The sequence below is a fragment of the Streptomyces phyllanthi genome (assembly GCF_009377205.1).
GTDB classification, from domain to species: Bacteria; Actinomycetota; Actinomycetes; order Streptomycetales; family Streptomycetaceae; genus Streptomyces; species Streptomyces phyllanthi.
In genome coordinates this window covers 1-14,309 of the sequence record NZ_VJZE01000223.1, presented here as the reverse complement: position 1 = coordinate 14,309, position 14,309 = coordinate 1, and the positions used below count along the sequence as shown (strand labels likewise).

The 14,309-nt window shown below is 71.1% G+C and carries 14 protein-coding genes and 2 pseudogenes; 7 read left to right on the top strand and 9 right to left on the bottom strand.

Annotated elements, in window-relative coordinates; genetic code table 11:
* Positions 1-836, bottom strand: an 836-nt coding sequence (locus FNH04_RS26905; protein ID WP_194236831.1) for an AfsR/SARP family transcriptional regulator, incomplete at its 3' end; no start/stop codon positions are given.
* A gap of 413 nt (positions 837-1,249) precedes the next feature.
* On the opposite strand from FNH04_RS26905, the gene FNH04_RS26900 reads away from it, so the two are divergent.
* Positions 1,250-2,143, top strand: a complete 894-nt coding sequence (locus FNH04_RS26900) for a pentapeptide repeat-containing protein (RefSeq protein WP_194236830.1) — start codon at positions 1,250-1,252, stop codon at positions 2,141-2,143.
* A 279-nt stretch (positions 2,144-2,422) separates the two neighbouring features.
* On the opposite strand, the gene FNH04_RS26890 is transcribed toward FNH04_RS26900, so the two are convergent.
* Positions 2,423-3,124 carry a response regulator transcription factor gene (locus FNH04_RS26890; RefSeq protein WP_322723950.1) on the bottom strand — a complete coding sequence of 234 codons (702 nt, stop codon included), beginning with the start codon at positions 3,122-3,124 and terminating at the stop codon, positions 2,423-2,425.
* A complete protein-coding gene (locus FNH04_RS26885; RefSeq protein WP_152788383.1) occupies positions 3,121-4,404 on the bottom strand; it encodes a sensor histidine kinase in 1,284 nt (427 codons plus the stop codon). The genes FNH04_RS26890 and FNH04_RS26885 overlap by 4 nt, the downstream gene beginning before the upstream one ends.
* Before the next feature lie 228 nt (positions 4,405-4,632).
* On the opposite strand from FNH04_RS26885, the gene FNH04_RS26875 reads away from it, so the two are divergent.
* On the top strand, positions 4,633-5,919 hold the full coding sequence (locus FNH04_RS26875) for an alpha/beta hydrolase family protein (protein WP_152788381.1): 1,287 nt from the start codon (positions 4,633-4,635) through the stop codon (positions 5,917-5,919).
* A 223-nt stretch (positions 5,920-6,142) separates the two neighbouring features.
* Here the strand turns inward: FNH04_RS26875 and FNH04_RS26865 are convergent, their stop codons facing one another.
* The gene (locus tag FNH04_RS26865) at positions 6,143-6,601 is read right to left on the bottom strand and encodes an ArsI/CadI family heavy metal resistance metalloenzyme (RefSeq protein ID WP_152788379.1); all 459 of its coding nucleotides are present in this window, start codon (positions 6,599-6,601) and stop codon (positions 6,143-6,145) included.
* A 35-nt stretch (positions 6,602-6,636) separates the two neighbouring features.
* Positions 6,637-8,013 (bottom strand): FAD-dependent oxidoreductase, encoded by a 1,377-nt coding sequence (locus FNH04_RS26860; protein ID WP_386573473.1) that lies wholly within the window; start codon positions 8,011-8,013, stop codon positions 6,637-6,639.
* A gap of 100 nt (positions 8,014-8,113) precedes the next feature.
* On the opposite strand from FNH04_RS26860, the pseudogene FNH04_RS49100 reads away from it, so the two are divergent.
* The 3 genes and pseudogenes from FNH04_RS49100 to FNH04_RS26850 form a co-directional block, all read left to right on the top strand.
* Positions 8,114-8,653: pseudogene (locus tag FNH04_RS49100) on the top strand (FAD-dependent oxidoreductase); the annotation flags it as partial.
* 121 nt (positions 8,654-8,774) lie between these two features.
* Positions 8,775-8,951 carry a hypothetical protein gene (locus tag FNH04_RS49095; RefSeq protein ID WP_322723954.1) on the top strand — a complete coding sequence of 59 codons (177 nt, stop codon included), beginning with the start codon at positions 8,775-8,777 and terminating at the stop codon, positions 8,949-8,951.
* A gap of 95 nt (positions 8,952-9,046) precedes the next feature.
* Entirely contained in the window at positions 9,047-9,424 is a 378-nt protein-coding gene (locus FNH04_RS26850; RefSeq protein ID WP_152788378.1) for an ArsR/SmtB family transcription factor, read from the top strand.
* A 34-nt stretch (positions 9,425-9,458) separates the two neighbouring features.
* Here FNH04_RS26850 and FNH04_RS47915 read toward each other — a convergent pair.
* The 3 genes and pseudogenes from FNH04_RS47915 to FNH04_RS26835 form a co-directional block, all read right to left on the bottom strand.
* Positions 9,459-9,729 (bottom strand): annotated as a pseudogene (locus tag FNH04_RS47915) (hypothetical protein); the annotation flags it as partial.
* The gene (locus FNH04_RS26840; RefSeq protein ID WP_152788377.1) at positions 9,716-10,504 is read right to left on the bottom strand and encodes an aquaporin; all 789 of its coding nucleotides are present in this window, start codon (positions 10,502-10,504) and stop codon (positions 9,716-9,718) included. The pseudogene FNH04_RS47915 and the gene FNH04_RS26840, both read right to left, overlap by 14 nt.
* 44 nt (positions 10,505-10,548) lie before the next feature.
* On the bottom strand, positions 10,549-10,863 hold the full coding sequence (locus tag FNH04_RS26835; protein ID WP_152788376.1) for an ArsR/SmtB family transcription factor: 315 nt from the start codon (positions 10,861-10,863) through the stop codon (positions 10,549-10,551).
* Between the two features lie 103 nt (positions 10,864-10,966).
* Here FNH04_RS26835 and FNH04_RS26830 point away from each other — a divergent pair, with 103 nt between their 5' ends.
* The gene (locus tag FNH04_RS26830) at positions 10,967-11,359 is read left to right on the top strand and encodes an arsenate-mycothiol transferase ArsC (protein ID WP_152788375.1); all 393 of its coding nucleotides are present in this window, start codon (positions 10,967-10,969) and stop codon (positions 11,357-11,359) included.
* Positions 11,360-11,407: 48 nt separating this feature from the next.
* A complete protein-coding gene (locus FNH04_RS26825) occupies positions 11,408-11,836 on the top strand; it encodes an arsenate reductase ArsC (RefSeq protein WP_152788374.1) in 429 nt (142 codons plus the stop codon).
* Positions 11,837-12,144: 308 nt separating this feature from the next.
* Here FNH04_RS26825 and FNH04_RS26820 read toward each other — a convergent pair.
* On the bottom strand, positions 12,145-14,309 hold a 2,165-nt coding region (locus FNH04_RS26820), incomplete at its 5' end, for a tetratricopeptide repeat protein (protein ID WP_228031634.1).

Genomic DNA, 14,309 nt, shown 5'->3' with positions numbered 1-14,309 from the left:
GGGGCGGCCGGGCAGGGAGCGTGGGACAGGATCTCGGCCTCGACGCTGCGGAGGGCAGGTCCCGGGTCGATGCCCAGTCGGTCGGCGAGGATACGGCGGGCGCGGCGGAGTACGGAGAGCGCCTCGGCCTGTCCGTGGGCCCGGTAGTGCGCGAGGGCCAGCAGGGACCAACGCTCCTCGCGGAGGGGTTGCTCGGTGGCGAGGGCTTCGGCCTCGGCGAGGAGAGCCTCGGCGTGCTCGCCTCGCTCCAGGCGGGCGGCGAGCAGCCGCTCCCGTACCACCTCACGCAGTTCACCGAGACGCACCGCCTCCGTTCGGGCCCAGGGTTCGTCCGCGCATCCCGCGAAGGCCGGGCTGCCCTTCCAGAGAGCGAGCGCCTCGGTGAGCAGGGCCACCGTCTGCGGCCCCGACGGCGCGGCCGGACCGGCCCGCTTGAGCAGCCGTTCGAACCGCCACGCGTCGACCGCGTCCTCGACGAGCGACATCGAGTAGCCGGCGCCTTCCCGCACGATGACACCGCTGCGGGTACCGGCCGCCCGGCCCGGTTCGAGTTCCCGTCGCAGCCGCGAGATGTACGCCTGGAGGGCGCCGACCGCGCTGGGTGGCGGCTCCTCTCCCCACACCGCGTCGATCAGCCGGTCGCTGGTGACCACACTGCCCCGTGCCAGCACCAGCAGTACGAACACGGCACGTTGCCGGGGCCCGCCGAGGTTCAGGGCACGTCCGTGCCGCGTCACGGTCAGCTCGCCGAGAACTCCTACCCGCAGCCCCCCGGCCATGTTCGGGTCCGGTTCCGGGGCTCCCGGTCTCGGTCCCTCTCCATCGGCGCGTTCCATGCACTCCCTGCTCGCTGTCGGTAGTCCGACCGATTGCACCATGCTCGGAACCCGAGGGCGAGAGTTCACCCGTGTCGACTCGATGGTCTCGCGGCCTGCTCGGCCTGCTCGGCCTGCTGGAACTGGCCGCACTGCCGGTGGGGCCACCGGCCAGGGTCGTCGGACGGCACGACCGGGTCCAGGGCGACGCCATCCGCGCATCCACGCATCCGACCGGGCCTGGGCCGGCTGATGGAGGTTGCAAGCGAACGGCAAGTAGGGCGGCTTACCGTGCCGTTCGCCTGCACGGGAGTGGGTGCGGGACGCCATGTGTGTCGGGGGCTGGGGGATCCGAATCCGCGAGGAGGCCGGTGAGACCTGGCGGAGGGGAGAAGTGCATGTTCGCGTCATTGCGGAGACCGGGGCCCGGTCCTGTGACAGTCCGACGGGTCTGCGGGGCGCTGGCCGTCACCGTCCTGCTGGCCGCCTCGGGCCCGGCACAGGCGGTGGCGCTGGAGTCGTCGCGGGCGTCGCAGTCCTCCGAATGCGCCGCCCACTCGGGGAAGCAGCTCGCCGGGAAGCGCCTGACGCAGCAGGACGTTGACTCCGACCGCGTATTCCGCTGCGCCGATCTGCGCGGCGCCGACCTGGCCGGCCTCTCGCTCATCCAGGACGACTTCACCGGCGCGGACCTGACCGGCGCCAAGCTGCGCGGGGCGAACCTCACCCAGGCGGATCTGGTCGGCGCGAGGCTGGCCAAGGCGGACCTGACCGATACCGAACTCACCCAGGTGAGCGCCTCACAGGCGGATCTGACCGGCGCGAACCTCACCGGTGCCGACCTGACCCAGGCGGATCTCACCGGGGCCCGGCTGAACGGGGCCGCCCTGTCCGGGGCACAGTTCTCGCAGACCGAGCTCGACGGCACGGCATTCGACGATGCCACCGGAGTCATCCGCTGGGACTACTATCTGCTCATCGGGGCCGCGGGCCTGTTCGTCCTGCTTGCCCTGCGGCTGCTGAGGACCGCCGGCCGGGCACCGGCTCCGACAGCTGTCCGGGTGCGCCTGCTGGCCTTCGGCCTGGCGGGCAGGCTGCTGATCGTACTCGGCCTGCACATGTTCGCCGGATACCTGATCGGCCAGGTCGTGCCCCTCGCGACCGGAAGTCCCCTCAAGCAGATCTGTCAGGGCCCTCACTGCGCGGTCGGGGTCGGGCTGGGCTTCGCCGGGCCATGGCTGGCCCTGGGCACCGTCGCCGTCGGGTTCGCCGTCCTGACCCGGAAACAGGCGGGGACGACGTCGGCGCGGCCGACGGTTCAGTGGTGAGCGGGGGCGTAGGGCTGCGTAGGGGCTGAGCCGGGACGTCGGGGATCGGCACGCGGGCACCGGGCGGAAGACGGACCTCGGCGACCTCCGCCGGGAAGCTCGGCCCGGTGAGCCGGCGTCGGCGGTACCCGGTTACGGGATCGCGCCACTCCAGGGCACCGGCCAGGCGGCCAACCCTCGCGGCCGCGGCCGCATCCCCGCTGACGGGGTTCGCGACCATGGTTGTCCGGCCCGTCTGGCCCGCGTTGCCGACACTGTGCCTTGTCATCCGGGAGGAGCTCAGGGCAGTGCGTCGGCGGCCGGCGGGGTGGTGTCGTCTCCGGTGGGACTGACGAGCCCGGTCCGGTAGGCGACGATGACGGCTTGGACGCGGTCGCGGAGTCCGAGTTTGGCGAGGATACGGGCGACGTGGGTTTTGACGGTGGCCTCTGACAAGTGGAGGTGGTCGGCGAGCTCGGCGTTGTTCAGCCCTCGGGCCAGCAGTTGCAGGACTTCGAGCTCGCGTGGGGTCAGTGCGGCCAGGTCGCGGTGGATCGCGGTGGTGTCGGAGTCGTGTCGGGCGAATCGTTCGACGAGACGGCGGGTGATGGCCGGGGCCAGCAGCGCGTCGCCGGAGCGGACCATGCGGACAGCGGCGACGAGGTGTTCGGGTGTGGTGTCCTTGAGGAGGAAACCGGCGGCCCCCGCGGACAGGGCCGCGTAGACGTAGCGGTCGAGGTCGAACGTGGTCAGGATGATCACACGTGGTTCATGGTCCGTTCCGGTCAGGATGTGGCGGGTGGCTTCCAGGCCGTCCAGTTCCGGCATGCGGATGTCCATCAGGACCACGTCGGGTCGGGTGCGCCGGACCGCGTCGACGGCTTCCGTGCCGTTGGTCGCCTCGGCGACCACGTCGATGCCGTCGGCCGTGAGGATCATCCGGAAGCCGGTGCGGACCAGTGCCTGGTCATCGGCGATCACCACGCGCGGCGAGCGTGTCACGAGGCCTCCAAGGGGATCAGTGCGGTGACGCGGTAGCCGTCGGCGCGGTGTGGCCCGGTGCGCAGGGTTCCCCCGTAGACGGCGAGTCGCTCGCGCAGGCCGATCAGCCCGCGTCCGGCTCCGGTGGCGCTGCCGGTGGTCCTGGACGTACCTGGTGTGCCGCCGGTGTCGGTGATCTCTACTCGGAGGCGGGTGGCTGCGTAGTCGACGGTGACCGCCGCGCTCGCGCCTGCCGCGTGCTTGACCGTGTTGGTCAGTGCCTCCTGCACCACCCGGTAGGCGGCCAGTTCGATCCCGGACGGCAGCGGACGCCTTTGCCCGGTCACCGTCAGCTTGACCGGCATCCCTGTCTTGCACACCCGTGCGACCAGCGTCTCCAGCTGGCCCAGCCCCGGCTGTGGCGCCAGATCCACCATGCCGGCCGGGCCGGGGCTGTCGGGGTCGGCAGGGGTGTCCGTGGTGAGCAGCCCCATCACGTGGCGCAGTTCGGTCATCGCCGCCCGGCCGCCGGCCTCGACCGCGAGGAGCGCCTCGCGGGCCTGGTCGGGGTGAGCGTCCATGACTTTGCGGGCGGCGCCGGCCTGGATGACCATCACGCTGACGTTGTGCGTCACCACGTCGTGCAGTTCGCGGGCGATCCTGGCGCGTTCGTGTTCGACCGCGCGGCGCAGCGCCTCGGCTTGCTCACGTTCCATCGCGGACAGGCGCTTGCGGCCCTCGTCCGTTCTGAGCTTCCAGGTGCGCAGGCCGTTGGCCGCCACGACGATCGGGACCAGGATCAGGTACGGGGCGTACTGGTCGGGGACAGTGGGCAACGCCGAGTCCGTGCTGACCAGGAGCACCGCCACCCCCAGGCTTGCCAGGGTGGGAATCCGGTGGGGGCTGTAGGCGGCGGCGCTGTAGGCGGCGACGACGCAGGCGTAGAAGGTGAGCCGCGGTGCGTCGTGTGGCGTCACCATGACCGCGGCCAGCACGATCCACAGCACGGCGAGCGGGTACCGGCGACGCAGCGTCAGAGGTGCCGAGGCGATGATCGCCACGATGACCGGACCGATCCACTCGCCCGGCGCGGGCACGGGCCGGTCTCCTCGGTCGACGATGCCGGTCATGTTGTCGAGTACGTAGTAGACGGAGCTGACGCCGATGGCCAGCGCCACCGCTGCGTCGAAGGTCCGGCCGCGCCGGGTGGGCCGCGGGGGCGGACCGGTCGGGCGCGTCAGCCGTGTGAACCACTCCCCCAGTCGGTCCGGTTTGACCCGCTCCAGCAGTCGGTCCGCCATAGGCACGGTCGTCACCGGCTCATTCTCGCCCACGTCCCCGGCGGCGACATCCGTCCATTCGATCACCCTGATCATCCGGGATACATCGATCGACTACATCGCGAGGATGACGCCGTACGGCCTCCTCACGGCGAGGTACCGGAAACAGCCCCGACGGCCGACGTGCCCGGGCCTGCCCCGCTCCTAGCGTCCATGGAGCCGGAGTTGGCAACCGAGGGAGAGACGACCATGACCGCGCCACTGACCGAACCGCCCGCCGTGAGCCGCGACGACGAGACCAGGACCCCGGGCAGCCCACCGTCGGCACCCCGGAACCGGATCCTGCGCCGCGGCCTGGCCGCCCTCGCCGGGTTCCTCGTCATGGGGACGTGCGTGCCCGCATCCGCCGCAGACGCGTCCTCCGCGGCTGATCCCGCCGGATCGCCGGCCGTATCGAGCGGCACGCTGCATCTGCCCGGGCCCACCGGCCCGCACCCGGTCGGCAGAGCCTCACTGCACCTGAAGGACGCCTCCCGCCCCGACCCGTGGGTCCCCGGCGTGAACGCGAGGGAACTCATGGTCTCCGTGTGGTATCCGGCGCAGCCCTCGGGCGGGCGACGGGCCCAGTACATGACGCCGACGGAGTCGCAGCTCCTCCTCGAGGACGGCGGCATCACCGATGTGCCGCCCGACGTGTTGAGCACGACACGAACCAACGCGACCAGCGACGCCGAACCGGCAGGACGCCGACACGGTCTGCCCCTGATCGTGCTCTCACCCGGCTTCACCAAACCCCGCGCCACGCTCACCTCGCTGGCCGAGGACCTGGCGAGCCGAGGTTACGTAGTGGCGGGAATCGATCACACCTACGAGAATGTCGCCACCACCTTCCCCGACGGGCGAGTTGCCACCTGCGCCGCCTGCGAGGTCGACCATGACCAGGCGTTCTGGCAAAAGCTGGTGACAGGCCGAGCAGCCGACGTCTCCTTCGTACTCGACGAACTGACCGGACCACGGCCGAAGTGGAAAGGCGCTCGGCTGATCGACCCGCACCGGATCGCGATGGCGGGCCACTCCGTCGGAGGCGCGAGCACCAGCGCCGCCATGCTCGCCGACCCCCGGATACGCGCCGGCATCGACATCGACGGTACGACCCAGGTCCCGATCCCTGACAGCGGCCTGGCGCGGCCGTTCCTGTTCCTGGGCAGGCAGTCCACGTACACCCCGGGAGGTGGAGGCCCAGTCGTCACCTGGGAGCGCGACTGGGAGCACCTGACCGGGTGGAAGCGATGGCTCGTGGTCGCCGGCGCCGAGCACGCCTCCTTCACCGACGTCGGACTCCTCGCGGAACAACTCGGCCTCGACATCGGCGCCACCCTGCCCGCCGCCCGCACCTCACAGATCACCCGCCGCTACACACGGGCGTTCTTCGACCTGCACCTCCGCAACACGCCGCAACCCCTGCTGGACCAGCCGTCACCCCAGTACCCCGAAGTCGGGTTCTGCTCCGTGGACACGCTGAACTGCGGTAACTGATCCCCTTCCTCGAAAGCCCACGCTCATCAGAACGCCCGGGGCCGCCAGGCCCTCAGAACCGCGTTCCCGTCTCCAGGCGTGCTGTCGTCTCCATGAGGCGTAGTAGACGATTCCCCAGCTGGTGATCTGCGTGACGCAGAGGGCGGGCAGGGGTGTGCGAGGCCGTGACCGGTCCCCCGCCCCGGTCACGGCCTCGCTGGTGTGGAGTTTGGTCATCGGGGGATCAGCAGCAGTCGCCCGCGACGACCGGTTCTTTTGTGCCGGCGTTCGCCGGGCCGGCACAGCAGTCGCTGCCCGGCTGCTTGGTCAGGGTGTCGGCGTCGGCCTTGACGGCGTACACCTCCCAGGGTTCCTGGCCGGGGCCGTGGACCCAGACCTTGTCCTGGAGGGCGTAGCAGCAGGTGGTGTCGTTCTCCTCGGTGGTGGCCAGGCCCGCTTCGCTCAGGCGGCTGGTGGCGGCGTGGACGGCCTCGGTTGTCTCGACCTCGACGCCGAGGTGGTCCATGCGGGTTGCCTCGCCCGCGGTGCCTTCGATCAGGACGAGCTTGAGCGGAGGCTCGGCGATGGCGAAGTTGGCGTAGCCGTCGCGGAGTTTGGCGGGCTCGGTGCCGAACAGCCTGCTGTAGAAGGCGATGGACGCGTCGAGGTCGGGGACGCGGAGGGCGAGTTGTACGCGGGACATGGCGTACCTCCTGCTGGTTGGGGTGGGTGGGCCGGTCAGCAGCCGCCGGAGGAGGCGGCCGGGGCGCCGACACCGATCTGGAGGGTGGCGGGGGTTGCGCAGCAGCCTCCGCCTTCGCTGCCCTGGGCGGCGTCGGGGTCGTCGTACAGGCCCGCGCCGCCGCACACGCCGGTCTCCGGCAGGGTCAGTTCGACCCTCTCGGCGGCGTCGCGGTCACCGGCGATCGCGGCGGTGACGGAGCGGACCTGCTCGTAGCCGGTCATCGCCAGGAACGTGGGCGCGCGGCCGTAGGACTTCATGCCGACCAGGTAGACGTCCCGCTCCGGGTGGGAGAGTTCGTTCACGCCGTGCGGGTAGACCGTGCCGCAGGAGTGCACGTTCGGGTCGATGAGCGGGGCCAGCGCGGTCGGGGCCTGGAGGCGCTCGTCGAGGCCGAGGCGGACTTCGGAGAGGAAGGACAGGTCGGGGCGGAAGCCGGTGAGAACGATGACCTCGTCGACCGGGTCGAGGCGGCGGCCGTCCTCGGCGACCAGGACGAGCCGGTCGCCGTCGCGCTCCACAGCCTGGGTACGGAAGCCGGTCACGGCGGACGCGTGGCCGTCCTCGACAGCGGCCTTGGCGCGCAGGCCCAGAGCGCCACGGGCAGGGAGCTGGTCGACCTCGCCACCGCCGAAGGTGTTCGCACCGATGCCACGGCGCAGGACCCACGCGGCGTGCGTGCCCTCCTCTTCCTTGGCCAGGTCAGCGAGGTGAGCCAGCGCGGTGAAGGCGGAGGCTCCGGAGCCGATGACCGCGGTGCGCTTACCCGCGTATCGGGTACGGACGACCGGGTCCTTCAGGTCCGGGACGCGGTAGGAGATGCGGTCGGCCGCCGCCTTCTCGCCGAGAGCGGGCAGGCCGTCGGCGCCCATCGGGCTGGAAATGGACCAGGTGCCGGAGGCATCGATCACTGCACGGGCGCTGACCCACTCCTCGCTGCCGTCTGCCAGCAGGACGTGCACAGTGAAGGGCTGCTCGTCGCGGTCGGCGTCGACGATCCGGTCCCGGCCGGCGCGAGCGACGCCCGTCACGGTGGCGCCGTAGCGGACCTTGTCGCCGAGGACGTCGGCGAGCGGCTGAAGGTAGTGCTCGGCCCAGTCGCCGCCGGTGGGGTAGGTGGCGCCGTCAGGGCGGACCCAGCCGGTGGGCGCGAGCAGCTTCTCGGCGGCCGGGTCGGTGACCTCTGCCCACGGCGAGAACAGCCGTACGTGCGCCCAGTCGCGTACGGCGGTGCCGGCGGAGGGACCGGCCTCCAGGACCAGCGGTTCGATGCCGCGCTCGACGAGGTGGGCGGCGGCGGCCAGGCCGATCGGGCCGGCGCCGATGACCACGACGGGCGGCTGGCCGGTGGTGGGCACGCTGTTGATGGACACAGCCACGAACTTCCCCTTTGCTTCGACATTCGTCGATGGCCTACGCCGCCAGCATGGCACCTGATTCGATAAGCGTCAACATAGACATCTATCGAAGCAGGTGGGGGTTGTGGAGCGAGTCGACGTCGTAGTGATCGGAGGCGGGCAGTCCGGTCCGACTGCCGCGCATGCCCTTCGCGGGCAGGGGCTTGAGCCAGCGGCACTGGAGGCGTCGGAGCAGACGGCCGGGTCGTGGCCGCGCCACTACGACAGCCTCACCCTGTTCTCCCCTGCCGGGTTCAGCTCCTTGCCCGGGCTGCCCTTCGACAGAGACTCTGACCGCCACCCGCACCGCGACGACGTCGTCGCCTATCTACTGCGCCATGCCTACCCGGCTGGACGCCGACGCCCGCACCCGGACGCGGGTACGCGAAGTCCGGTCCGGCGACGGCGCATTCCGCCTGGCCCTGACGGATGGCCGTCAACTGGAGGCGAAGCCGTCGTGGCGGCATCCGACTCCTTCGGTCGCCCGTACCGCCCGTACCGCCCGTACCTGCCGGGGCTGGAGACGTACGCCGGCACTCCGCTGCACGTCGCCGGCCACCGCACGCCCGAGCGGTTCGCCGGGCAGCGCATCGTGGTTGTCGGCGCAGGAAACTCCGCGGGCGCAGGAAACTCCGCGGTGCAGATCGCCGCAGAGCTCACCGAACGGGCACAGGCCGCGCTCGCGGCACGGCATCCCGTGCGGTTCGCCCGCCAGCGCCCGCTCGGCCGGGAGCCGCATGGCCACCGACTACCGGCCCGACCTGGGCTACCTCGCGCCGCTCGGCGCCCTCGACGTATCCGGGCATCCCCGCCACCGCGACGGTGTGTCACTCACGCACCCGGGGCTGGTCTACGTCGGCCTGGAGTGGCAGCGCAGCCTGCCCTCGAACTCCCTGCGCGGGGTGGGTCGTTAGGCCGCCCGGGCCGCCCGACGCATTGCCGCCTACCTCTCCCACAGCTGAGCCGGCCGACCCTCGCCCACTGGTTCGACGTATGTCAACATAGATGCATGTCGAATACCAAGGTGCTGCCGCTTCTGGAACCCGCCGACGGAAAGGCTGTGGCGCCGTGCTGCCCGCCGCTCACCGAGCGCCCGTTCACCGCGGAGGAGGCCGAGACGGCCGCGCGGATGTTCAAGGCCCTCGGTGATCCTGTGCGGCTGCGGCTGTTCTCCGCGGTCGCCTCGCACGAGGGCGGCGAGGCGTGTGTGTGCGACATCTCCGACGTCGGCGTCTCCCAGCCGACCGTCTCCCATCACCTGAAGAAGCTCAAGGAGGCCGGGCTGCTCACCTCCGAGCGGCGCGGGACCTGGGTGTACTACCGAGTCGAGCCGTCCGTACTGGCCGCGATGGGCAAGTTGCTGGCCATCGCACCGGCCGCAACCTGACCACAACCAGGAGGCCCCGGGGGTACGTCACCATGCCGTCGGCCCATTCGACGCCGCCGGGAAACGAGGCGGGTGAACATCGGGCTCGCCTTGAGCAGGCCGCGGCCACGGGCCTCACGGACGGGCGGGGACTGCGACGATGCCGCCGAGCGAGGCGACGCCGCCGGTGTCCGTACGTCCCTCGTCGAGGGCGCGATGGGGGTCCCCCCGCTCGAGCGCTGCCGAGAGTGGGGAAGGGCGGTTGCCGCGTCGAACAGGGCACGGCCGTCGATGTCGTCGGCGACGTGCGTGTCACTCGGCGGCTTCCCGACCGGGCATGAAGATGAGAGCCACGAGCGCCAGCCCGATCACGGCGCCGATCAGCTGCATGCCGATGAACCCCGCGACCGAGCCGGGCGCGATGCCCGCGAAGGTGTCGGTGAAGGCACGCCCGATGGTCACCGCCGGGTTGGCGAAGGACGTCGACGAGGTGAACCAGTATGCGGCGCCGATGTACGAAGCCACGGCCACGGGGGCGAAGCGCAGCCGGTCGGTGCGGGCCAGCCCGAAGATCAGCAGGATCAGGCCGGCCGTCGCGACCACCTCGCCGAGCAGCAGGTGCCCTGCCGACCGGTCATGCGTGGACCATTTCACCAGTGGCTCGCCGAACATCGCATCGGCCAGGACTGAGCCCGCGACAGCGCCGACGACCTGCGCGGGAACGTACACCGCGGCCTCGCGCAGGGTGACGCCGGCGCCCCCGCGCCGGGCCGTCCACCACTCGGCCAGGGTGACGGCCGGGTTGAAGTGCGCGCCGGACACCGGGCCGAGCAGGGTGATCAGGACGCCGAGGCCGAAGACGGTGGCCGTGGAGTTGGCCAGCAGCTGCAGCCCGACATCCTTGGTCAGCTCGGTGGCCTGGATGCCGGAGCCGACCACGACCGCGACCAGCGCCGCCGTGCCGACCAACTCGGCCGCAGCCCTGGCGATCAGCGGAGGAGCCTGCGGCGGGGTAGCACCCGGGGCGGGCTGCGGCTCAGTAGCGGAGGCCATGGCGCGCTCTCCGGCTCTGTCGTGCTCGGTGGCCTCGGTGGCGGTCAACAGGACTCCTCGGTGGTACGGATGGCGACGCGACGGGCGCCGGGTCAGGGACAGGACCGCTTGATGTTCTTCTCGGCGGTGGCGCGCGCGGTCTCCGCCAACTCGGCGAACTGACCGGCAAGCGAGGCGATGACGTCGGGCTTGAGCCGGTAGTAGGTGAACCGGCCGCACGGCTCCGTCTCCACCACACCCGCCTCGCGCAGCACCTTCAGATGGTTGGAGAGGTTGGTCTGCCTGACCCCCGTCTCCTCGATCAGGTGCGTGCTGCAGAGCGTCTCCCTGGCGAGCAGGGTGACGATCTGGAGCCGGAGCGGGTCGGCGAGGACCCGCATCAGATCAGTGTCGACTGAGGTCAGCATGGACTGATACTCTCACATCACTCCGGGCTGATATCAACTTGGAATGATCCCTGGGACCCGCATCTCCACACCCGTGGGGACCCACGCCCCGAAAGGGGTTCCCATGACCGCATCCCCGCCCCCTGTCCTGCCCGACGAACGCCTCGCGGCCGGCATCGCCCGCCTCGCTCACCGGGCCCAGGGCCGCGTGGTCGTTTCCTCCGCTGGCACACACCCCACCGCAGAGGTCGAGCCGACGGTCGCCGAGGCGCTGACCGAGGCCGGCGTGGACCTGACCGACGCGTTCCCCAAGCCGCTGACCGAGGAGGCCGTGCAGGCCGCCGACATCGTCATCACGATGGGCTGCGGCGACGCCTGCCCCGTCCTGCCAGGCCGCCGCTACCTGGACTGGCCCATCACCGACCCCGAGGGCGCCCCGATCGCCGTCGTCCGCGGCATCCGCGACGAGATCGGCGCCCACATCACCGAGTTGCTCGCCTCCCTGCCGAGCACCTGAACCGGCCTCCCCTGCAACCCTCTTGATCCACTTACGAAGGAAGAACCGATGTCCTCCAGTCCGCTCGCCTCCGTGCTGTTCGTCTGCGTCCACAACGCCGGGCGCTCGCAGATGGCCGCCGGATTCCTCAATCACCTCGCGGGCGACCGGATCGAGGTCCGCTCCGCCGGTTCCATCCCGGGCGACCAGGTCAACCCGGCCGCGGTCGAGGCCATGAAGGAGATCGGCATCGACATCTCCGACGCCAAGCCCAAGATCCTCACCACCGAGGCCGTCCAGGCGTCCGACTACGTCATCACCATGGGCTGCGGCGACGCCTGCCCGATCTTCCCCGGCAAGAAGTACCTCGACTGGGCCCTGGCAGACCCGGCAGGCAAGGGCGTCGAAGCCGTCCGCCCCATCCGCGACGAGATCAAGACGCGCGTCGAGGCCCTGATCGCCGAGATCGACGCCAAGCCGGAGGCGCGACCTTCGTGACCGACAACGGGATACGGGATACGGGATACGCGAGGTCATCGTCATCGGCCCCGGCCCCGCCGGATACACCACCGCCCCCGCCCACGAAGATCGCGCCGCGGAAGACGAGGGGTTTGAGCACACCCGGACGCAGTTGCTGTGCCTGACCAGGGGGACTGACGGCTCCCAATGCAGCCGCAGGTGTCCGGTTCGGCGCCGACGCCCAAGACCACCGCCGCGGCCGGGGGCGCGCAGCAGTTACGTGGTTGTCCGTTGTCTGCTTGCTGCTCCGTCGCGCGATACGAGGACTTGACGGAGACCGGCAAACCTCACCGGACCTCCCGCCTGCCGCAGCGGGCCAGCGCCTCCGCCGCCTCGCGTGTACGCGGGTGGTCGCTGCCCTGGACACGGATCATGTCGGCCAGCAGTGAGGTGAGCAGGGTGGCTGCCCCGCCGCTGTCGCCCGAGAGTTCCAGGAGTTCGGCGCGTTGCTGGCGGGTCCGCAGCGCACGTGGGTGGTCGGCACCGAGCACCCTGTCGACGGTGGGCTGGAGTTCGGCCAACTCCGCGAGCGCCGTGGCCGACTCTCCGGCGAGGCCACGCCAGAAGCTCAGGTTGACGCGGTAGGTGACAGTGGTCGGATGGTCGGCGCCGAGAGCGCGCTCGGCGTCCTCGGCCGCGGCGGTGAACTCCTTTACCGCGAGTTCGCGTTCGCCTGCCAGTCCCCGCCAGTACGCGAGGTTGTGCCGGGCGATGAGGGTGTCCCGGTGGAGGCGGCCGACGGCGGACTCCAGCCCTGCCACGGCCCGCAGGTGGATGTCGACCGCCGCATGCGTGTCACCCGCCTCGCCGGTCCACCTGCCCAGATCGGTGAGGGCACTCAGCGTGAGCAGGTGTCCGGGACCGTGCCGCTGTTCAAGCACCTCGACAAGGGCGGCGCAGGCGTCCCGCGCGCCGATGGCGTCGCCGGCCAGGCCACGGCAGAGAGCAGCGTGGCTCCGCGCGTCGATCACCAGGGCATGGCTCGTGCCGAGTCCGTCGGCTGCCTGGTCGGCAAGTTCGGTGAAGTCGTTCAAAGCAGCGGTCACCGCGCCCTCTTCCATCCGGAAGCGGGCCTCGTGCAGCCGTACCGTCAGAGTGTCCGGGTCTCGCGGGCCCAGGATCCGCTCGGCTTCCCGCCGGATGTGCTCCAGCGATGTGCGTGTCGACGCCGCGTCTCCCAGCTCGCCGACGGCCAGGGCGACCCGGCAGCGCAGGTACAGGACATCGCGGTGCTCGTCCCCGAGGCGGGTCCGCGCCGGCTCCAGCAACTCCTGGCAGACGTCCCGTGCCACCGCGTCGCGGCCGAGTCCGGCCAGATAGGGGCCTATTCGGCGCAGGACAGGGTGCATGCGCCCGCCGCGCAGCAGGTCACCGCCCGTCGTCCGGCGCAGGACTTCGACGTTGCGGTACAGGGCTGCCTCCGTGCCAGGCTCATACGCGCACTCCGCCGTGGACGACCAGAGCTCCTCGACCGCGTCGGCGGCCGCCATGGCGAGGCACGGCCGGACCTGCTCCGGCACGCTCTCGCGTGCCGCGCGCTGCACGAGAGCGTGTACCTCGACCGAGGCGGGTGTGCGGGACACGTCGTGCGTCACAAGGCTGAGCCGGTGCAGAGCGCGCAGCGAGAGGAGCACGGCCCTCTCACCGGGCTGCGCCGGGCCGCGGTCTGTGTCGTTGTGGTCGTCCGCTCCCCGCACGATCCACCGGCGGGCCGCCGCCGTCTGCAACACCGCCTCCGGGATGCCGTCCGATGCGAGCATCGACAGAAGTTCCAGGGTGGCCCTGACGCTTCCGGCGGGCGCGAGGGTTTCCGCCCTGTTCAAGGCGAGTTGCCAGGCGGTGGCCACGGTGTCGCCGTGTTCGTCGGCCGGGGAGGTCGCCGGCAGCAGATCGGAGAGCGTCTGCCGTTGGTCCTCCAGGAGTTGACGGTACGTGGTAAAGCGCATGCCGGTGTCGATGAGGAACGCCGCCGCCTGCGACAGCGCGAGCGGGAAGTGGCCGAGCGTGTCGGCCAGCGCGTGCAGTTCCCGGTCGTCGTCCCCGCCTTCGTCGGCCGCGAGCCGTGAGCGGAGGTAGTCGACGGCCTCCTTGGGCGCGAAGGTTCCGACCTGCACGATCCGGGATGACGAACGGATCACCGCCGCGTCCCGCCGACGGGTCGTCATCATGCTCTTGCCGTGGTCCCCGACCGGCCGGATGCCTCGCAGGTCCGCCGGTTCGTCGACGTCGTCCAGTACGACAAGCCATGGCCGCGTCGTCGTACGCAGCCAGGCCACGAAGAGGTCGGCCTGGGTCTCGTCGTCCCACCCGCTTCCGTCTTCCCCGCCCGCGACCACCCGCCACGCACGCGCGTACGCCGTGAACACGGACTGGCGGGACGAGGCGGGCACCCACACCCGTACCCCGCCGGGCTGCCGGAACCGGTGGAAGGCGCTGTCTCTTATACACAACT

Bases quoted from the DNA above. Each gene is read 5' to 3' on its own strand.
- FNH04_RS26885 (WP_152788383.1), bottom strand. From the start codon at position 4,404: ATGGCGGACCGACTGCTGGAGCGGGTCAAACCGGACCGACTGGGGGAG.
- FNH04_RS26875 (WP_152788381.1), top strand. From the start codon at position 4,633: ATGACCGCGCCACTGACCGAACCGCCCGCCGTGAGCCGCGACGACGAG.
- FNH04_RS26865 (WP_152788379.1), bottom strand. From the start codon at position 6,601: ATGTCCCGCGTACAACTCGCCCTCCGCGTCCCCGACCTCGACGCGTCC.
- FNH04_RS49095 (WP_322723954.1), top strand. From the start codon at position 8,775: ATGGCCACCGACTACCGGCCCGACCTGGGCTACCTCGCGCCGCTCGGC.
- FNH04_RS26850 (WP_152788378.1), top strand. From the start codon at position 9,047: ATGTCGAATACCAAGGTGCTGCCGCTTCTGGAACCCGCCGACGGAAAG.
- FNH04_RS26835 (WP_152788376.1), bottom strand. From the start codon at position 10,863: ATGCTGACCTCAGTCGACACTGATCTGATGCGGGTCCTCGCCGACCCG.
- FNH04_RS26830 (WP_152788375.1), top strand. From the start codon at position 10,967: ATGACCGCATCCCCGCCCCCTGTCCTGCCCGACGAACGCCTCGCGGCC.
- FNH04_RS26825 (WP_152788374.1), top strand. From the start codon at position 11,408: ATGTCCTCCAGTCCGCTCGCCTCCGTGCTGTTCGTCTGCGTCCACAAC.